The organism is Pseudomonas sp. 57B-090624 (assembly GCF_003234055.1).
In the GTDB taxonomy this organism is placed as follows: domain Bacteria; phylum Pseudomonadota; class Gammaproteobacteria; order Pseudomonadales; family Pseudomonadaceae; genus Metapseudomonas; species Metapseudomonas tohonis.
This window is the reverse complement of the sequence record NZ_QKRU01000022.1, coordinates 49262-66204: the sequence shown is the minus strand read 5'-3', so window position 1 is coordinate 66204 and position 16943 is coordinate 49262. Positions and strand designations below refer to the sequence as shown.

Annotated in this window: 1 protein-coding gene (cut by a window edge); it reads left to right on the top strand. The window is 69.7% G+C overall.

Annotated elements, in window-relative coordinates:
* Nucleotides 1-16943 carry the end of an Ig-like domain-containing protein gene (locus tag DMX10_RS12630; RefSeq protein ID WP_111261383.1) on the top strand. The gene continues 25945 nt to the left of window position 1, outside the view, so 16943 of the gene's 42888 nt are visible here — the last part of the coding sequence; the start codon falls outside the window, past its left edge; its stop codon occupies nucleotides 16941-16943.

The following is a 16943-nucleotide window of genomic DNA, read 5'->3' as shown; positions in this document are numbered from 1 at the left end:
AGCGCCTGGGCGCCCTGGCGGGCGAGCGCCAGGACCTGGCCTTCGGCGCGGGCCGCCTGGTGTCCCTGCAACTGCGCGACGGCGTGCAGCAGCTGGTGGTCGAGCCCCTGAACGTGGCCGCCGCACCGGCTGCCGCACTGGCCGCCAAGGCCGTGCGCCTGCCCTTCGGCGTGCTGGTGGGCGGCCTGCCCGCTGCCGCCGAGGCCGCGCTCGGCCAGGCCGACCTGAGCCTGCGTGATGGCGCCGACAAGCCCCTGGCCGCCCAGGCCTTCTGGTACCAGGGCGAACTGGACACCTACCTCGGCGAGGCCTTCCCCCAAGGCCGCGCCTGGCTGCTGGCCAACCCGCCGGCCAGCCTGCGCCTGGTGCTGCAGGACCACGCCGGTGAGCAGAGCCTGGACCTGGCCGTACCCGCCGCCACCGTGGCCGCCGCCGACCTCGTGCCCGACCAGGGTGCGGTGCTCGCCGCCGGCGCCCGCCTGCCCCTGGCCGCCGCGTTCGCTGCCGGCAGCGACGGCGCGGGCGCCAGCCTGGCCCGTGAAGGCCAGGCGCAACCCGCCGTCAACGGCCTGCGCCAGCGCTTCAGCTGGATCGGCCTGCCCGCCAGCGGCGAAGCCCGCTACGCCTGGCAGGACGCGGCCGGCGCCCGCGAGATCGGCCTGTTCACCAAGGCCAACCCGTCCACCAGCGCCGTCACCCTGAGCGGCGCCGGCAACAACCAGGTGTTCGCCGAAGGCTCCAGCCTGTCCCTGGCCTACCAGGTGGGCGATGTCCCGGCCTGGGTGGAACTCGAACTGCTGAGCTTCAACGGCCAGTCCGTGCAGCGCATCCTCGACGCCGGCCAGCAGGGCCGCTTCAGCCTGCGCCTGCCCCAGGTGGCCGTGCAGGAAAGCTATGTGCTGCGCGCCCGCGCCTACTTCCCGGGCGACTTCCACTACAGCGAGCAGCAACTGAACCTGCGCGTCGCGCCGGCCCAGCAACTGCCCCAGCCGCAACTCGCCGGCCTGCCGAGCCTGCTGTATGCCGGCAGCCGCGTGGACCTGAGCCTTTCCGGCGTGGACGCCAGCCGCTTCCGCATGAGCCTGGAAGCCCTGGACCAGGACGACCGCCTGCTGGCCAGTGGTGCCGGCACGCTCGGCCTGCGCCTGCCGGCGGGCATCCGCGAACTGCGCGTGCGCGCCCTGATCGACGACGAGCTGGGCAACCGCCAGGAGCAGCGCTGGAGCGCGCCGGTGGTGGACGCCTGGAACCTGCAGAGCGAAAGCGCGCGGCTGCCCTTCGACCTGATGCTGCCGCAAGTCGGTGGCTACTGGCTGGCACGCGGCGCCGAACTGCACGACGCCCAGGGCCTGCGCCAGCGCCTGGACGGCCCGATCGCCGCCATGGACAACCTGCAGCGCTACCTGCTGCTGAGCATCAAGGGCTTCGGCCTGACCCTGCTGGACCCGCAGGACGGCCTGCGCAGCGCCGGCAGCCTGGCCGTGGCCGCGCCCCTCAACCACCTGGCGGTGCAGGGCGAGCGCGTCCTCGGCGCCAGCGGTCGCGACCTCTATTGGTTCGACGCCCTGGGCAGCCAGCTCAAGGCCAGCGGCACCCAGACCCTGGGCGCCGAGGTCCGCCAGTTGCTGGCCCGCGACGACGGCTTCCTGGTGCTCACCGCCGGCCAGGTCCTGCGCCTGTCCAGCAGCGGCCAGGTCATCGCCAGCTTCAGCGGCGAGAACCTGCTGGCCATGGCTCGCAGCGGCGACCAGCTGCAGGTGTCGGACGCCGCCGGCCGCCTGTGGCGCCTGGACGCCGCCCTGAAGGGCACCGCCGTACAGCTGGGCACCGCCGCCAAGCGCCTGTTCGCCCTGCCGGGCCAACTGCTGGCGCTGGCCGACGGCCGCCTGCAACTGATCGACCTGGCCACCCGCCAGCGCGTCGCCGACTGGAGCCTGGGCAACGCGCCCGTCGCCGCGGCCCAGTGGACCGGCGGCCGCCTCTGGCTGGGCGGCAGCGAAGGCCTGGTGCTGCGTCCGCAGGCCGGCAGCGCGGGCTTCCACCTGTTGCACGACAGCCGCAGCCTGGCCACCCCGACCCGTGGCAGCGTGGAAGACCTGGGCCTGCGTGACGGCCAGGTGCTGGTCGCCGCCGACAACTTCGGCGCCCAGTTGCTGCGCCAGGACGACGCCGGCACCTGGCAGTCCACCCTCTACCCGAGCCAGGCCTTCACCCAGGCCGCCAGCCAGGTGGCCAGCGCCGGTGACCTGTGGTTCCTCGCCCAGGATCAACAACAGCAGGTGGTGGCGCTGTCGCGTTCCACCCTGGCGGCGCAGACCGTCTTCGCCCAGACCCCGGTGAACGACCTGGCCATCGCCCGTGGCCAACTGCTGGTGGCCAGCGGTGGCAGCCTGCAGATCGCCCCCCTGGACAACCTGACCAACCCGGCCAGCCGCCGCAGCCTGCTGGTCACCGCCCAGGAAAGCCTGCGCCAGCTGTCGGCCCACGGCAGCCGTGTCGTCGCCCTCAGCGAGAGCGGCCGCGTATTCCTGGTGGACCTGCGCAGCGACGCCCGCCAGCCGGTCAGCGAACTGAGCGCCCAGCTCGGTGGCGAGGTCCGTCAACTGGCCTTCGATGGCGATGCGCTGTTCTACATCTCCGCCGAGCGCGCCTGGCGCTACGACCTGCGCAGCGGCCAGCGCAGCGAACTGCTGGCCGGCGCCAGCGCCAGCCAGCTGTACCTGGGTGGCAACCTGCTGTGGGTCGAACAACCCCAGGCCCAGGGCGTGCGCCTGCTGGCCCTGGACCCGTCCAGCGGCCAGGCCATGGCCAACGGCGAGCTGCTGCTCGCCCAGCGCATCAGCGCCCTGGCGGTGGAGAACAACCGCCTGGCCGTCGGCCTCGGCAGCCAGGGCGTGCTGGTCTACGAGCTGCCCTATGGCCTGGGCGCCAGCACCACCTCGCTGCTCGAGCCCCTGGCCGGCAGCCACCTGCAAGCGGCGCAGGCGCTGGCCCTCGGCCTGGCCGAAGACGGCCTGCGCGGCGTCGAATTCAGCATCAACGGCCAACCGGCCGGCACCCTCGGCCAGGGCCTTGGCGCGACCCAGCTGCGCCTGCCCGCCAGCCTGCCGGGTGGCCAGTCCGTGGCACTGGGCCTGCGCGTCGAGGACGCCTTCGGCGTGATCCGCCAGGGCAGCGCCCGCGACCTGTTCATGGAGCCGGGCGACGGCGTGGCCAACCCCTTCAGCATCGCCCTGGTGGCCGACGAACATTCCTGGCTGCCCCTGCCGCTGACCGTCAGCGCCCAGGTCAGCGGCAGCCAGCAGCCCCTGGCCCAGGTGGAATTCCTGGTCGCCGCCGGCAGCAACGGACCCTGGCAGCGCGTCGCCCTGCGCAGCGCCCAGCCCTACCAGGCCAGCCTGGCCCTGGACGGCAGCTTCAGCGGCCAGTACCTCAAGGCCCGCGCGGTGGACGTGTTCGGCAACAGCGCCGAGTCGGCGGCCAAGCGCTTCTACCGTCACCAGGACACCAAGGCGCCCACCGTGAGCCTCGGCTACCAGGGCAGCGCGGTGTTCAAGGACAACAACCGAGCCGTGCGCGGCTACCCCTTCACCGTCACCGCCCAGATGGCGGACGAGGAGGGCGCCCTCGACAAGGCCACGCTGCTACGCAACGGCCAGGTGGTGGCGGTGGCCTTCGGCCAGAACCAGCTGAGCTACCAGGACGCCGCCACCAGCCTTGGTGAGCAGGTCTACAACGTCGAGGTGCGTGACCGCGCCGGCAACGTGACCAGCGCCGAGCTGCGCGTCACCGTCATCGACGACGCCTTCCCCGAGGTCACCACCCTGAGCCTGCCGGCCGAGGTGATCGAACGTGGCCGCTTCGACGTCCAGCTGGCCGCCCGCGACGACGTCGGTCTGAAGGGCGTCGACCTGCTGTGGAACGGCTTCACCGACCACTACGATGTCAGCGGCACCACCCTGAACCGCAGCTTCAGCGTCCAGGACCGCCGCACCGAGCGTGTCGCCAGCAGCGTCAACCAGCCGTTCAAGGTGCGCCTGACCGACAGCCGCGGCCAGGTCAGCGAATCCCCGGCGCAGAACCTGCGCGTGGTCCGCGACCGCGCGCCGGACGCCGCCGCCCTGCAGGTGAGCCTGCCGGCCCGTGGCGTCTACGGTGGCCTGGTCACCCTGCAACTGAACAACCTCAACGCCCTGGACGACACCGGCGGCCTGGGCCTGCGCGTGCTGCAACTGGTGGGCAGCGAGCGCAAGGAGCTATTCAACTGCCTGCGCGAGGACACCGGCAACTTCCGTTGCGGCAACGGCGCCTACTGGAACGGCCACAGCCGCGACCTGCGCATGCCCGAGGCCGCGCTGCCGGGCGACGCCTTCCGCGTGCAGGTGGAACTCACCGACCGTATCGGCCAGCAGACCCTCAGCCGCGAATACGCCGTGGCCCTGACCCAGTCGCCGAACCAGCTGCGCTTCAAGGCCGTGCAGGGCAGCGACAACCCCACCCAGGCGCGGGTGCAGGAGCGCCCGGTCTACCGCGTGCAGGTGCTCGACGCCGCTGCGCGCCCGGTGCCGGAGCAGCCGGTGCAGTGGCGCCTGCGTCGCCTGGCCGACGGCTATGTGGAAAACCTCGGCACCAGCGCCAGCGACAGCGGCGGCTACGCCAGCCTGACCTTCAACGCCGACCGCAGCCTGGGCGACTACCAGCTGTGGGCGGACCTGCCGCAGTTCACCCAGGTGGCCCGCGCCGAGACGGCCATCGGCCTGCTCGCCGGCCCGACCCGCAACCTGCTGCTCAGCTACCTGCCGCCGGTGGCCGCGGGCGAGACCGTGGCGCTGGACATCCAGTCCCAGGACCTGGTGCTCAACCCGGTCACCGACGACCAGAGCAGCCTGCTGGTGGTGACCCTGCCGGCCGCCGACTACCACGCCCAGCCCGGCGCCGGCATCCAGATCGGCAGCACCACCCTCAACGGCCAGACCGTGGAGCGGGTGCAGGTGACCGTGAAGGACGGCCGCGCACGGCTGAACCTGCAGGTCGGCCAGAAGGCCGGCCAGTTCAGCCTGCCGCTGTCGAGCAACGGCAACAGCATCCGCTACACCTACGACGCCCGTGGCAACGTCAACTGCTGCTACAGCAACCTCGAGCTCACCGTGCTGCCGGCCGTGGCCAGCCACCTGCGCCTGCTCAACGACCAGGGCCGGGTGCAGGACGACGGCGCGGTGCTCACCCGTGGCATCAAGCAGGACGTGCGCCTGCAACTGATGCTGCAGGACCGCTTCGGCAACCCCATCACCCAGGTCGACGGCAAGCCCGCCAACCTCGCGGTCAACGTCCAGGCCAGCGGCGCCGCCCTGGTCGACGGCAAGGCCGGTGGCGCCACCGTGCAGCTGAACGCCGGGCTGGGCTGGATGGCCATCAGCGACGAAACCTTCGAGGAAGTCACCGTCAGCCTGGCCGGCCCGGTGCAGGCCCTGCCGAACCTGGACCTCTCCAGCCGCTTCCGCATCAGCTTCACCGTGCAGCCGCCTGAAGTCGTCCGCGCCCTGATCGAGGCCCGCCAGGGCACCGCGCTGCGCGCCTACTTCGACTTCGACGAGCCGGTGCGCCTGGCCAGCGGCGACGCCCTGAAGTTCTTCGAGGGCAACGCGGCCCGTGGCGGCAGCGCCACCCTCAGCAGCGACGGCCGCACCCTGAGCTTCGACGCGCAACCCGCGCTGGCCCTGGGCCGCTGCTACCGCTACGACACCACCGGCTCCGGCCTGCGCGGCGTCGCCCGCGACGACCAGGTCCGCGAGCAGGGCGCCGAGCTGTGCGCGCCCCATGCGCTGTTCAGCCTCGCCGGCCCGCTCAAGGTGCTGGCCGGCCAGAGCGTGCAGATCCCGCTGACCCTGGCCGACAACATCAGCTGGTACAACGTCGCCAACGGCCGCGCCGAACTGGGCGGCACCAGCCAGGGCTTCAACTGGTACTACGGTCCGACCCGCACCCTCACCGTTCCGGCCCTCTTCGGTGCGGCCAATGATCCGATCGCCGACGGCGCCCTGCTGCCGCTGACCCTGAGCGGCACCCTGCCGGGCACGCCGGTCAAGCCGGTGGTGCTGGGCAACGCCCTGAAACTGCAGGTCTTCGACCCGGCCGGTGACTTCGACGGCGACGGCCTCAGCAACAAGCTGGAAATGGACACCCAGGGCCTCGACCCGGCGCTGCGCGACTCCGACGGCAACGGCATCGACGACGGCGCCGAGGACCTCGACGGCGACGGCCTGAGCAACCTGGAAGAAGCCGCCCTGGGCACCAAGCTGCGGGTGGCCGACACCGACGGCGACGGCCTCTCCGACGGCGCCGAAGTGCGCACCCACCACACCGACCCGCTGAAGGCCGACACCGACGAGGACGGCCTGTCCGACGGTGCCGAGGTCAGCAACATCCCGGCGTCCTCGCCGCTGAAGAAGGACACCGACGGCGACGGCATCCCCGACCCGCTCGAACTGCAGATGGGCCTGAACCCCAGCGACCCGGCCGACGGCCAGGCCGACAAGGACAACGACGGCCTGAGCAACGCCCGTGAGGCGCAGCTGGGTACCCTGATCAACAACCCGGACAGCGACGGCGACACCCTGCTGGACGGCGTCGAGGTCAACCAGAAGGGCACCGACCCGCTGAAGGCCGACAGCGACGGCGACGGCCTGCGCGACGACGAGGACGCCGAGCCCCTGGTCAAGGACACCCAGGCGCCCCGCGTGGGCCTGGACACGCCGAAGGTCGGCCAGACCCTGATCAAGGGCCTGCGCATGACCCTGGTGCCGACCCTGCAGGACAACGGCCGGGTCACCAAGGTGGCGTTCCGCCTCAACGGCGCCCAGATCGCGCAGGTCAACGCCGCGCCCTTCACCTACAGCCTGAACCTGCCGAGCGACGCCGACAGCCTGCGCCTGGAAATCATCGCCACCGACACCAACAACAACGTCGGCAGCAGTGGCGAACACAGCTTCGCCCTGGTGCAGGACCCGCTGACCACCGTGATCGGCCGCGTGCTCGACAGCAACGGCCAGCCGGTGGTGGGCGCCCAGCTCGACGTCGGCGGCCAGACCGCGGTCAGCGGCGGCGACGGCAGCTTCGTCATCACCCGCGTGCCGGTGGCGCCGGGCGTGGTCTCGGTCATCGCCAGCGGCCTGCTGGGCAACCAGGCGGTCACCGCCGTCTCCGCGCCCACCGACCCGGTCTGGGGCGGCACCACGGACGTCGGCACCATCACCCTGCAGCAGCCGAAGGTACGGGTGGGCTACTTCAACGCCCGCTTCAACGCCGGCCAGCCCTCGCAGCGGCTGATCATCGAGCGTGCCGGCTACGAGCCGGTGCAGGTGAGCAACCTGGCCAGCTTCGACCTGTCGCAAGTCGACATGCTGATGGTGGACAGCTCGCGGGACTACTACGGCAACGGCAACTACTCCAGCAACCGCGCCAAGGTCTTCGCCTTCGTCCAGAACGGCGGCACGCTGCTGTTCAGCGAGAACTACAACACCAGCTCCAATGCCGTGCTGGCGGACGTGCCCGGCCAGCCCGCGGAGTCGGTGTGGACGGGCAACTGGGTCCGCCTGACGCCGGTGCAGCGCTGGTCCGATGCCAGTGAAGGCCGCGTCGGCTCCTGGTGGCCCTACCGCAACGGCAACTATGCCGGCCATGCCTACATGCCGATGGACAAGCTGGCGCCCGGCACCGTGCCGCTGATGTTCACCGACGCCCGCGCGGACAAGCGCGTGGTGGCCATCCGCTACGCCTATGGCGCCGGCCAGGTGTACTTCGGCTTCACCCCGACCGAGTCGGGCCGCCCGGCCGACAACGACCCGCTGTTCACCGTCTACCACCCGGGCATCCTGGTGATGATGCACGAGCTGACCCTCAAGGACAGCGACAACGACGGCCTCAAGGACGTCTACGAATATGGCAACGGCACCAGCGCCTTCATCGCCGATCGCGATGGTGACGGCCTGCTGGACGGCTTCGAGGTCAAGTACGGCTTCAACCCGCTGGTGGCCGGCGAGCAGGACCTGGACAGCGACGGCGACGGCCTGAGCAACCTGCGCGAGCAGGAGCTGGGCACCCACCCGCGTCAGGCCGACAGCGACGAGGACGGGCTGACCGATGGCGCCGAGGTCAACCAGCACAACAGCGACCCGCTGAGCGAGGACGGCGACTACGACCGCGTGCTCGACGCCCAGGAAGTCCAGTACAAGGCCAACCCGCGCAAGGCCGACAGCGACGACGACGGCATTCCGGACTACGACGAGATCAACAGCTACGGCACCCGCCCGGAGCTGGCGGACACCGATGGTGACGGCCTCTCCGACTTCATCGAACTGAAGGGCCCCTATGCCGACATCCTCAACCCGCGCAACGCCCAGGACGCCGGCCAGGACTACGACGCCGACGGCCTGAGCAACAAGCAGGAGCTGCTGGAGACCCTCACCAATCCGAAGGTGGCGGACACCGACGGCGACGGCCTGTCCGATGGCGTGGAAGTGGCCCGTGGCCTGAACCCGCTGGACGCGGACATGGACAAGGACGGCCTGCTCGACGGCGAGGACAGCGCGCCCACCGAGAAGGACACCCAGGCACCGAGCGTCAGCCTGGTATCGCCTGCGGCCGGCGCCAGCCTGGCCCACGGCCAGCAACTGCGCCTGCGCGCCGATGCCAGCGACGATGGCCGCGTGGCCAGCGTGACCTTCTATGTCAACGGCGTGGCCGTGGCCACCTATGACCGCGCGCCCTACCAGCATGTGATCCGCGTGCCGGCCGTGGGCGCGCAGCTGGATATCGAAGCCAGCGCCCGCGACACCAACGGCAACGAAAGCCGCAGCGGCGTGCGCCGCCTGAGCCTGGTGGACGACGCCGGCACCCAGGTCACCGGCCGCGTGCTGGACGGCAACGGCCGCGCCGTGGAAGGCGCCCAGGTCACCCTGATCGACGGCTACGAAGCCGCGCGCATCAAGCCGGCCTCCTACACCCTGGACCAGGGCCTGGACTGCTGGCACTACTGCTACGGCGACGAATACAACCGCCAACTGATCGATGGCCAGCTCGGCGCAGCCGGCTACGCGGCCAACCTGGGCGCCGGCAACGCCTACGAGTGGCTGGGCTGGAACGATCGCACCCTGAACGTCGACTTCGACTTCGGCCGCGTGGTCAGCCTCACCAGCCTGCAGGTCGGCACCACCCAGAACACCCTGTCGGAGTACGTGCTGCCGTCCTTCGACGTGCTGCAGAAAGTCGGCAACGACTGGGTCCCGGTCGGCACACTGAACACAGCCCCGAGCAATGCCAACAATCGTGACAGGCTGTCCCTCGACGCCCATGCCCAACTGACCCTGTCCGGCCTGAACATCAACAGCCGCTACGTTCGCGTCAGCTTCCGCGCCAACGGTCCCTGGACCCTGGTGGACGAAGTGGCCTTCAGCAATGGCACTGGCCCGATGCCGTCCTCGGCCACCGTGACCAGCGACGGCCAGGGCCGCTTCACCCTCTCCGCGTCCACCCTGGCGCTGGAGCCGCGGGTCAAGGCCGAGGCACGCTTCGGCAACCAACTGGTCTCCGCTGCCAGCGAGGTGTTCGAGCTGGCCCGGGGCGGCAGCTCGGATATCGGCGACCTGGTGCTGGCCGCCCATGGCCGCACGGCATTCGAGCCGATCGAAGAACGTCATGTGGCCGCCGCCGAGGAAAGCACCTCGTATAACCGCCAGGTGAACAACAACGTCCGTTGGGACTTCAACACCTACGGCGCCATCGACAACGGCACCTACGCCTCCAACTGGACCTTCAGCGGTGCCCAGTATCTGGTGGTCAATGGCACCAACTACAGCAGCAGCACCTATCGCACCCGCCTGGATGGGCGCGAGCTGATCTACCCGGCCAAGCAGCTCGGCAATGTCATGGTCAGCCGCAAGGCCTATGTGCCGGCGGACCAGAACTACGCCCGCTTCATCAGCGTGCTGGAGAACCCCAGCGACCAGCCGGTGACCGTGCCCTTCTATGTGTACGGCAACTTCTACGCGACCCGCCCGGTGGTGCAGACCTCGTCCGGCGACGCGGGCTTCGACCCGGAAGACAGCTACCTGCTGACCGACGACGCGGCGCCGGAAGGCGGCCTGTACGCCGCCGGCGTGGTGCTGGGCAGCCCGGATGCGCCCCTGCGCCCGGTGTCCACCTGGCGCAACGGCAACGAGTACCGCGCCAACTACCAGGTCACCCTGGCGCCGCGCAGCCGCCAGGTGCTGGTGCAGTACCTGGTGCAGGATGCCAGCCGCGAGCGCGTGCGCAGCACCCTGGAGCAACTGGCCAGCCGCGATGTGCAGGAACAGAACCTGACGCTCGAAGAACAGCGCGGCATCGTCAACTGGACCACCCAGGTGGACAGCGACGGTGACGGCCTGGCCGATGCCCTCGAATACCTGCTGGGCCTCGACCCGCTCAAGGCCGACAGCGACGCGGATGGCCTGCGCGATGGTTTCGAGCAGCGCTACGGCTTCGATGCCAAGCAGGCCAATGGCGAGGCGAGCGAGGACAGCGACGGCGATGGCCTGACCAACCTGCAGGAGCAGGAAGCCGGCAGCCATCCGCGCCTGGTCGATACCGACGGCGACGGGCTCACCGACGGCGCCGAGGTGCTGGTGCATCACTCCAGCCCGCTGACCCGCGACACCGACCTGGACCGCATCCTCGATCCGGACGAGATCGCCCGTGGCACCCGTCCGGACCTGGCCGACACCGATGGCGACGGCCTGAGCGACTATGCCGAGATCAACAACCACGGCACCGATCCGCTCAAGGCGGACAGCGACGACGACGGCCTGCCCGACAAGTACGAGGTGGACAACAACCTGCTCAACGTCGGCGCCCAGGACGACACCGACGGCGACGGCCTGAGCAACCTGGCCGAATTCCAGGCCGGCACCTCGCCGCGCAACGTCGACACCGATGGCGACGAGCTGCTGGACGGCTGGGAAGTGCTGGGCACGCCGCCGAGCGACCCGCTCAAGGCCGACGGCGACAACGGTGGCCGCCGCGACATCAACGAACGCTTCGTCGATGGCACCGATCCCAAGGTGGCCGCCGACGACCGCGCGAACATCAATGGCTATCGCACCGCCAAGGACGAGAACAACCGCGACTGGAACTTCTATTACAGTGGCGATCTGCGCTCCACCACCGGCGGCGCGGTGGACCCGAACTACTGGGCCAACCAGCTGTTCGTCAACGGCAACCAGTACGGCTACTCCTACAACCATGCCACCAGCAGCGCCAACGGCCGCGAGTACCACTACGAAGGGCGCCGCCTGGGCAACCTGGTGGTCAGCCGCCGCGTACTGGTGCCCAGCGTCGGCGGTGCCTACGCCCGCTACCTGGAGATCCTCGACAACCCGGGCAGCACCGAGCAGGTGGTCACCCTGCGCCTGCAGTCCTACTACGGTGCCAACGACGCCCAGACCGCCGTCGTCACCAGCAGCGGCGACGACCAGCTGACCATCGCCGACGACTACCTGGCGCTGCGCGACACCGCCACGCCGACCCGCCCGGTGCTGCTGCAGGTGCTGGGCGGCAACGCCAACCGTCGCCAGGGCACCAGCCTGGTCAGCCGCAACGGTCGCCAGTGGCAGGCGGAGTACCAGGTGCGCATCCCGGCGGGCGAACGCCGCGTGGTCATGCACTTCTCCACCCTGGAAGGCTCGGCCGATGCCGCCATGCAGACCGGCGCACGCCTGCGCAGCCTCAAGGGCCTGGGCCTGGACAACCTCGACCCGACCCTGGCCGGCAAGGTGGTGAACTTCTTCGCCTTCTACGACCAGGACGAGGACGGCCTGAGCGACGCCGACGAGGCGCGCCTGGGCACCGACCCGGCCAACCCCGACAGCGACCACGACGGCATCCCCGATGGCAAGGACAGCGAGCCGCTGGTGCCCGACGCCACCGCGCCGAACGTCACCTTCCAGCCCCTGGAACCGGCGCGTCGCTATGGCGGCGACTCCCTGGACCTGACCGCGCTGATCAGCGACAACGGCCTGGTGGCCAAGGTCGAGCTGCTGCAGGACGGCCTGCTGCGCGAGACCCGCACCAGCGGCGGCAGCCAGACCTTCACCGTGATCCTGCCGAACCAGGACAGCACCCTGCTGCAGGTCCGCGCGACCGACAGCAACGGCAACGTGCGCACCGCGGACCTGACCGTGGCGATCGCCACCGTGCCCGAGCTGCAGGTCTCCGGCCAGGTGCAGGACGTGCTGGGCAAAGGCATCGCCGGCGCGCGGGTACAGGTCAAGGGTGTCCAGGCCACCACCGACGAGACCGGTCATTACCAGTTGCAGGTGCTGACCATCGATACGGTCCTGCAGGTCGAGGCCAGCGCCCTGTTCGGCAAGCAGCCGATGACCGCCCTGGTGACCGCGCCGGTGCCGGTCGACTCGGAAGACGTGCACGTCGAGCCGCTGGTGCTCAAGGCCCAGGGCCGCCTGGTGCGCGACCCCATCGCCGAGTCGCAGCTGAGCTACGAGGGCAGCACCGGCTTCGGCTACAACCTCTTCGGCAATGGCTACCGCTGGGATATCCAGTCCGACGGCGGGATCAGCGACGGCACCAGCGACGCCTACGACGGCGGCCAGTCCCTGACCGTCAATGGGCAGGGCTTCTCCGGCGTCAACCAGGGGCTGCTGCGCCTGGCCGGCCGCGAAGTGACGCTGGCGCCCACGCAACTGGTGAACGGCATCTTCAAGGTCAGCCGCACCGTCTACGTGCCGGACAACGGCAACTACGCGCGCTTCATCGAACGGATCGAGAACACCAGCGACCAGGAAATGACCATTCCGGTACGGATCAGCGGCAACCTGGGCTCCGATGGCGGCACCTACACCATCGCCACGTCCAGCGGCGACCAGGCCTTCACCACCGCCGACAACTGGCTGCTGACCGACGACGGCAGCAACGGCGGCGGCGACCCGGCCGTGGGCCTGATGTTCGGCAGCGCCAATTCGCGGGTACGCCCGAGCTCGGTGAGCCTCAGCGGTGACGTCTACTCCGTGGCGTACGACCTGACGCTCAAGCCCCATAGCCGCCAGGTGCTGATGCACTACGCCGTGCAGCACTACAACCGCAGCGAAGCCGAACGCGTGCTGCGCGAGCTCGCCTCGGAAAGCTTCGTGGACGTCGGCCTGACCCGTGAAGAGGTGCGCGATCTGGTCAACCTCAGTGGCCTGGTGGACTCCGATGGCGACGGCATGCCGGACGCCGACGAAGTGCCGCTGGGCCTCGATCCGGAGAACCCGGACGTCGATGGCGACGGCATCCCCGATGGCCGCGACCCCGAGCCGAGCGTGGCCGACACCCAGGCGCCCAGCGTGAGCATCGCCCACAGCGAAGGCCCGTTCTATCCGGGCGACCCGATCACCCTGACCTTCGACGTGCAGGACGCCGGCATCGTCGGTGACGTCGAGCTGCTCATGGACGGCGAGCAGCAGGCCGTGTTCAACGGCGCCGGCCAGCATCAGCAGCAGCTGACCCTGCCGGGCGAGGGCACCGTGCGCTTCGAGGTCCGCGCGACCGACAGCAACCGCAACGTCGGTCGCCAGACCCTGGACATCGAGGTGGTGGCGGTACCGCCGAGCAGCATCGCCGGTCGCGTGGTCAACGAGCTGGGCGTGCCGCTGGCGGATGTCCAGGTCAGCCTGGCGCGCCACCAGGACCAGGGCGGCGAAGTGCCGTCGTTCATGGCGCGCCTGCTGGACGATTCCAGCACCGTGACCACGGGCGCCGATGGCCGCTACCTCTTCGAGGGCATCGACCGCCGCGACAATGCCCAGTGGCTGGTCAAGGTCGACAAGGAGGTGCTGGGTTACCCGGTGCATGCCGAACAGGCCGTGCAACTGAACATCGACGGGCCTCACGACGCCGGTGACCTGATGCTGGGTGGCGAGGACAACTACGTCGAGCCGCTGAGCGGCGATCTCGGCGCGCGTAACGACGAGCCCTACGTCAACCTGCAACTGCCGGCGGACTTCGCCTTCGCCGACAAGTCGCTGCTGATCAACGTGCTCGAACAGCAGGTCGAGATCGGTGGCGGCAACGGCATCCAGAACATCCCGCTGCAGCGCCTGGTGGAGAACGCCCAGGGCACCCAGGCCTTCTACCTGGCCACGCTGCCGGATCGCCTGGTACTGACCTGGAGCGATTGGGGCCGCGAAGGCGTGACCAGCGACGACCGGGTGGACGTGCAGACCGTGATCCACCGTGACGGCCGCATCGAGAACCGCTACTACAAGGTGCCGTTCGACGGCTGGCATTGCGGCCTGCGGGTCCGTACGCGCTTCGCCCATGGCTACTGGTATGGCGCGGTGGACTCGCAGCACCTGCCGGACGTCGACGGTCGCCTGGTCTACCCGGACTACGCCATCGAGCAGGGCGGCTACTGCAACTTCGACCTGCACGGCTACACCGTCACCTACGTGCCCACGGCCGAAGGCAACTACCGGATGGAGCTCGACCGCCTGCCGGGCCACCTGGACAGCGATGGCGATGGCCTCTCGGACATCCGCGAGACGCTGCTGGGCACCCGGACCGATGCGGTGGACAGCGATGGCGACGGCCTGAACGATCGCTTCGAGCTGAACTACGGCCCGGCCCCGCTGGAAGCCAACCCGGAAGCGGCTGGCGAAGACTGGGACGACGACGGCCTGAGCAACCTGGAAGAACAGGAGCACGGCACCGATCCCTACGGCGGCGACACCGATGGCGACGGGCTTACCGATGCCGACGAGGTACGCCTGCACCATACCGACCCGACCCGCAGGGACACCGATGGTGACTGGCTGAACGACGGCGAAGAACTGGACAACCAGGCTGACCCGAGCAAGGCGGACACCGACGGCGACGGCCTCACCGACTACCAGGAAGTGCGCCAGTACGGCACCCGGCCGGACAAGCGCGACAGCGACGACGACGGCATGGACGACCCCTTCGAGATCGAATTCGGCATGGACGGCACCAGCCCGGACGGCGACGAGGACGGCGACGGCCTGAGCAACGTCGAGGAGTTCCGCCTGGGCACCCACCCGCGCCAGCTGGACGGCGATGGCGACGGCCTGCCCGACAAGCTGGAAATCGACCTGGGCCTGTCGCCGGTCAAGTACGACAGCGATGGCGGTGGCCGTGGCGACGGTGACGAGCTGTTCGCGGATGGCACCGATCCCGAGAGCCGCGGCGACGACCGTATGCTGCTGGGCAGCAACGAAGCCCCCTCCATGGAAATGGAGGCCGGGCTGATCGCGACCCTCGAACAGAATGGCCGCGTGCGCCTGACGCGCACCGATAACTTCAGCAACGTCGGCGTGGAGTATGCCCTGGAGTTCGGTGGTCTCGGCAGCCCGCCCGCAGCGGCGGCGATGCGTGCGCCGGGTGCTCCGATCCAGACCCAGCCCCATGCCTACAGCCGCCTGAGCGACGAGCCGATCTGGCGCTCCCCGCTGAAGGCACTGGACGGCGGCCTGCTGCTCAGCCGCGAGTACTACGCACCGGCCACGGGGCGTGGATTCCTGCGGGTGCTGGACAGGTACTACAACGTCAGCGGCCAGGCCAGGACCATCACCCCAGTCCTCAGCTCGAGCCCGCTCTACTGGGGGCCGGGCAACCGTCAGCAGACCTCCAGCGGCGACGACCAGCTCACTGCCGAGGACAGCTGGCTCAGCATGCGCAAGCGGAGCTACGGAGGAGAGGAGGGCGACATCCTCGGCCCGATCTCCATGGTCCATGTCTTCGCCGACCAGGCCGGGCGTGCGTCGCTCAACAGCGACGAGCTCTACAGCGATGCCTACTACAGCTGGCGCATCGGCTATCGCTTCGAGATCCCCGCCAACGAGCACCGCGTGGTGATGTCGTTCCTGGCGGTGGAGAACGCCGAGGCAGGTGCCCAGGACATGGCCAGTGTGCTCCAGGGCCTGGGCGAGAATGCGCTCCGTGGCGTACCCGCCGCTGACCGTGAACGCATGGTCAACTTCACGCCCTGCCGCGACGATGACCTGGACCTGCTGTGCAACGCCGCCGAACTCCAGCACGGCTCCAGCGACAGCAACCCGGACAGCGATGGCGACGGTTTCGCCGATGCCCTGGAAGTGCACCTGGATAGCGACCCCAGCGACCCGGCCTCGATCCCGGAGTTCGAGGTCTACGGCCTGGAAGACGTCGATGGCGTGGAGACCAGCCGGGTCCTGAAGCAGACCGGCTTCAGCGGGCCGATGACGACGGCCGGCGACCTGAACGGCTGGTATGTCAGCCTGGACGTGAACAACGCCGGCGAACTGTGGGCGGCAAGCCCCGCCTCTTCGGAAGGGTTCGGCTACGACGCCTACGAGCTGCCGTCCCTGGGGAGGCTCGAGGAGGGCGCCTGGGCGAGCCGCAGCGGACAACTGCTCGACGACGCCCAGGGCAACCTGACCCACCTGCTCATGGCCGAGAACATCGATGACCAGGAAATGCTCGCGCTGCTCCAGCTGCGCCGCACCCCCTGGGGCCAGCCGGAGTTGCAGGACCTCATCCACCTTCCGGCGGACCTCGGTTGCGGCGCCGGCCTGGCCCACTGGCAGGGTGAACCCCTGCTGCTCAACGGCTGCAAGCTGAGCCGCCTGAGCCTGAACAACGGTTTGGCGGAGCTGGTCGAGCTGAGCTTCGGCGACGGCTTCGGCAGCGCCCCCAAAGTGCTCTCCATGGACGACATGCCCCAGGCGGGCGGCGTCATGGTGCTGGTTGAAGATGAAGTGGACGGCACGCTGCGCCGCAGCCTCGGCTTCGTCGACCTGAAGACCGGGCGGGTGAAGCGCCTGGGCGAGGTGCCGATCGGCGTGAAGTCGATCTCGGTGAAGTTCCGGGGCTTCCAGAATCAGCCGAAATGGCCAATTGATATCGTTCCTAGCTGA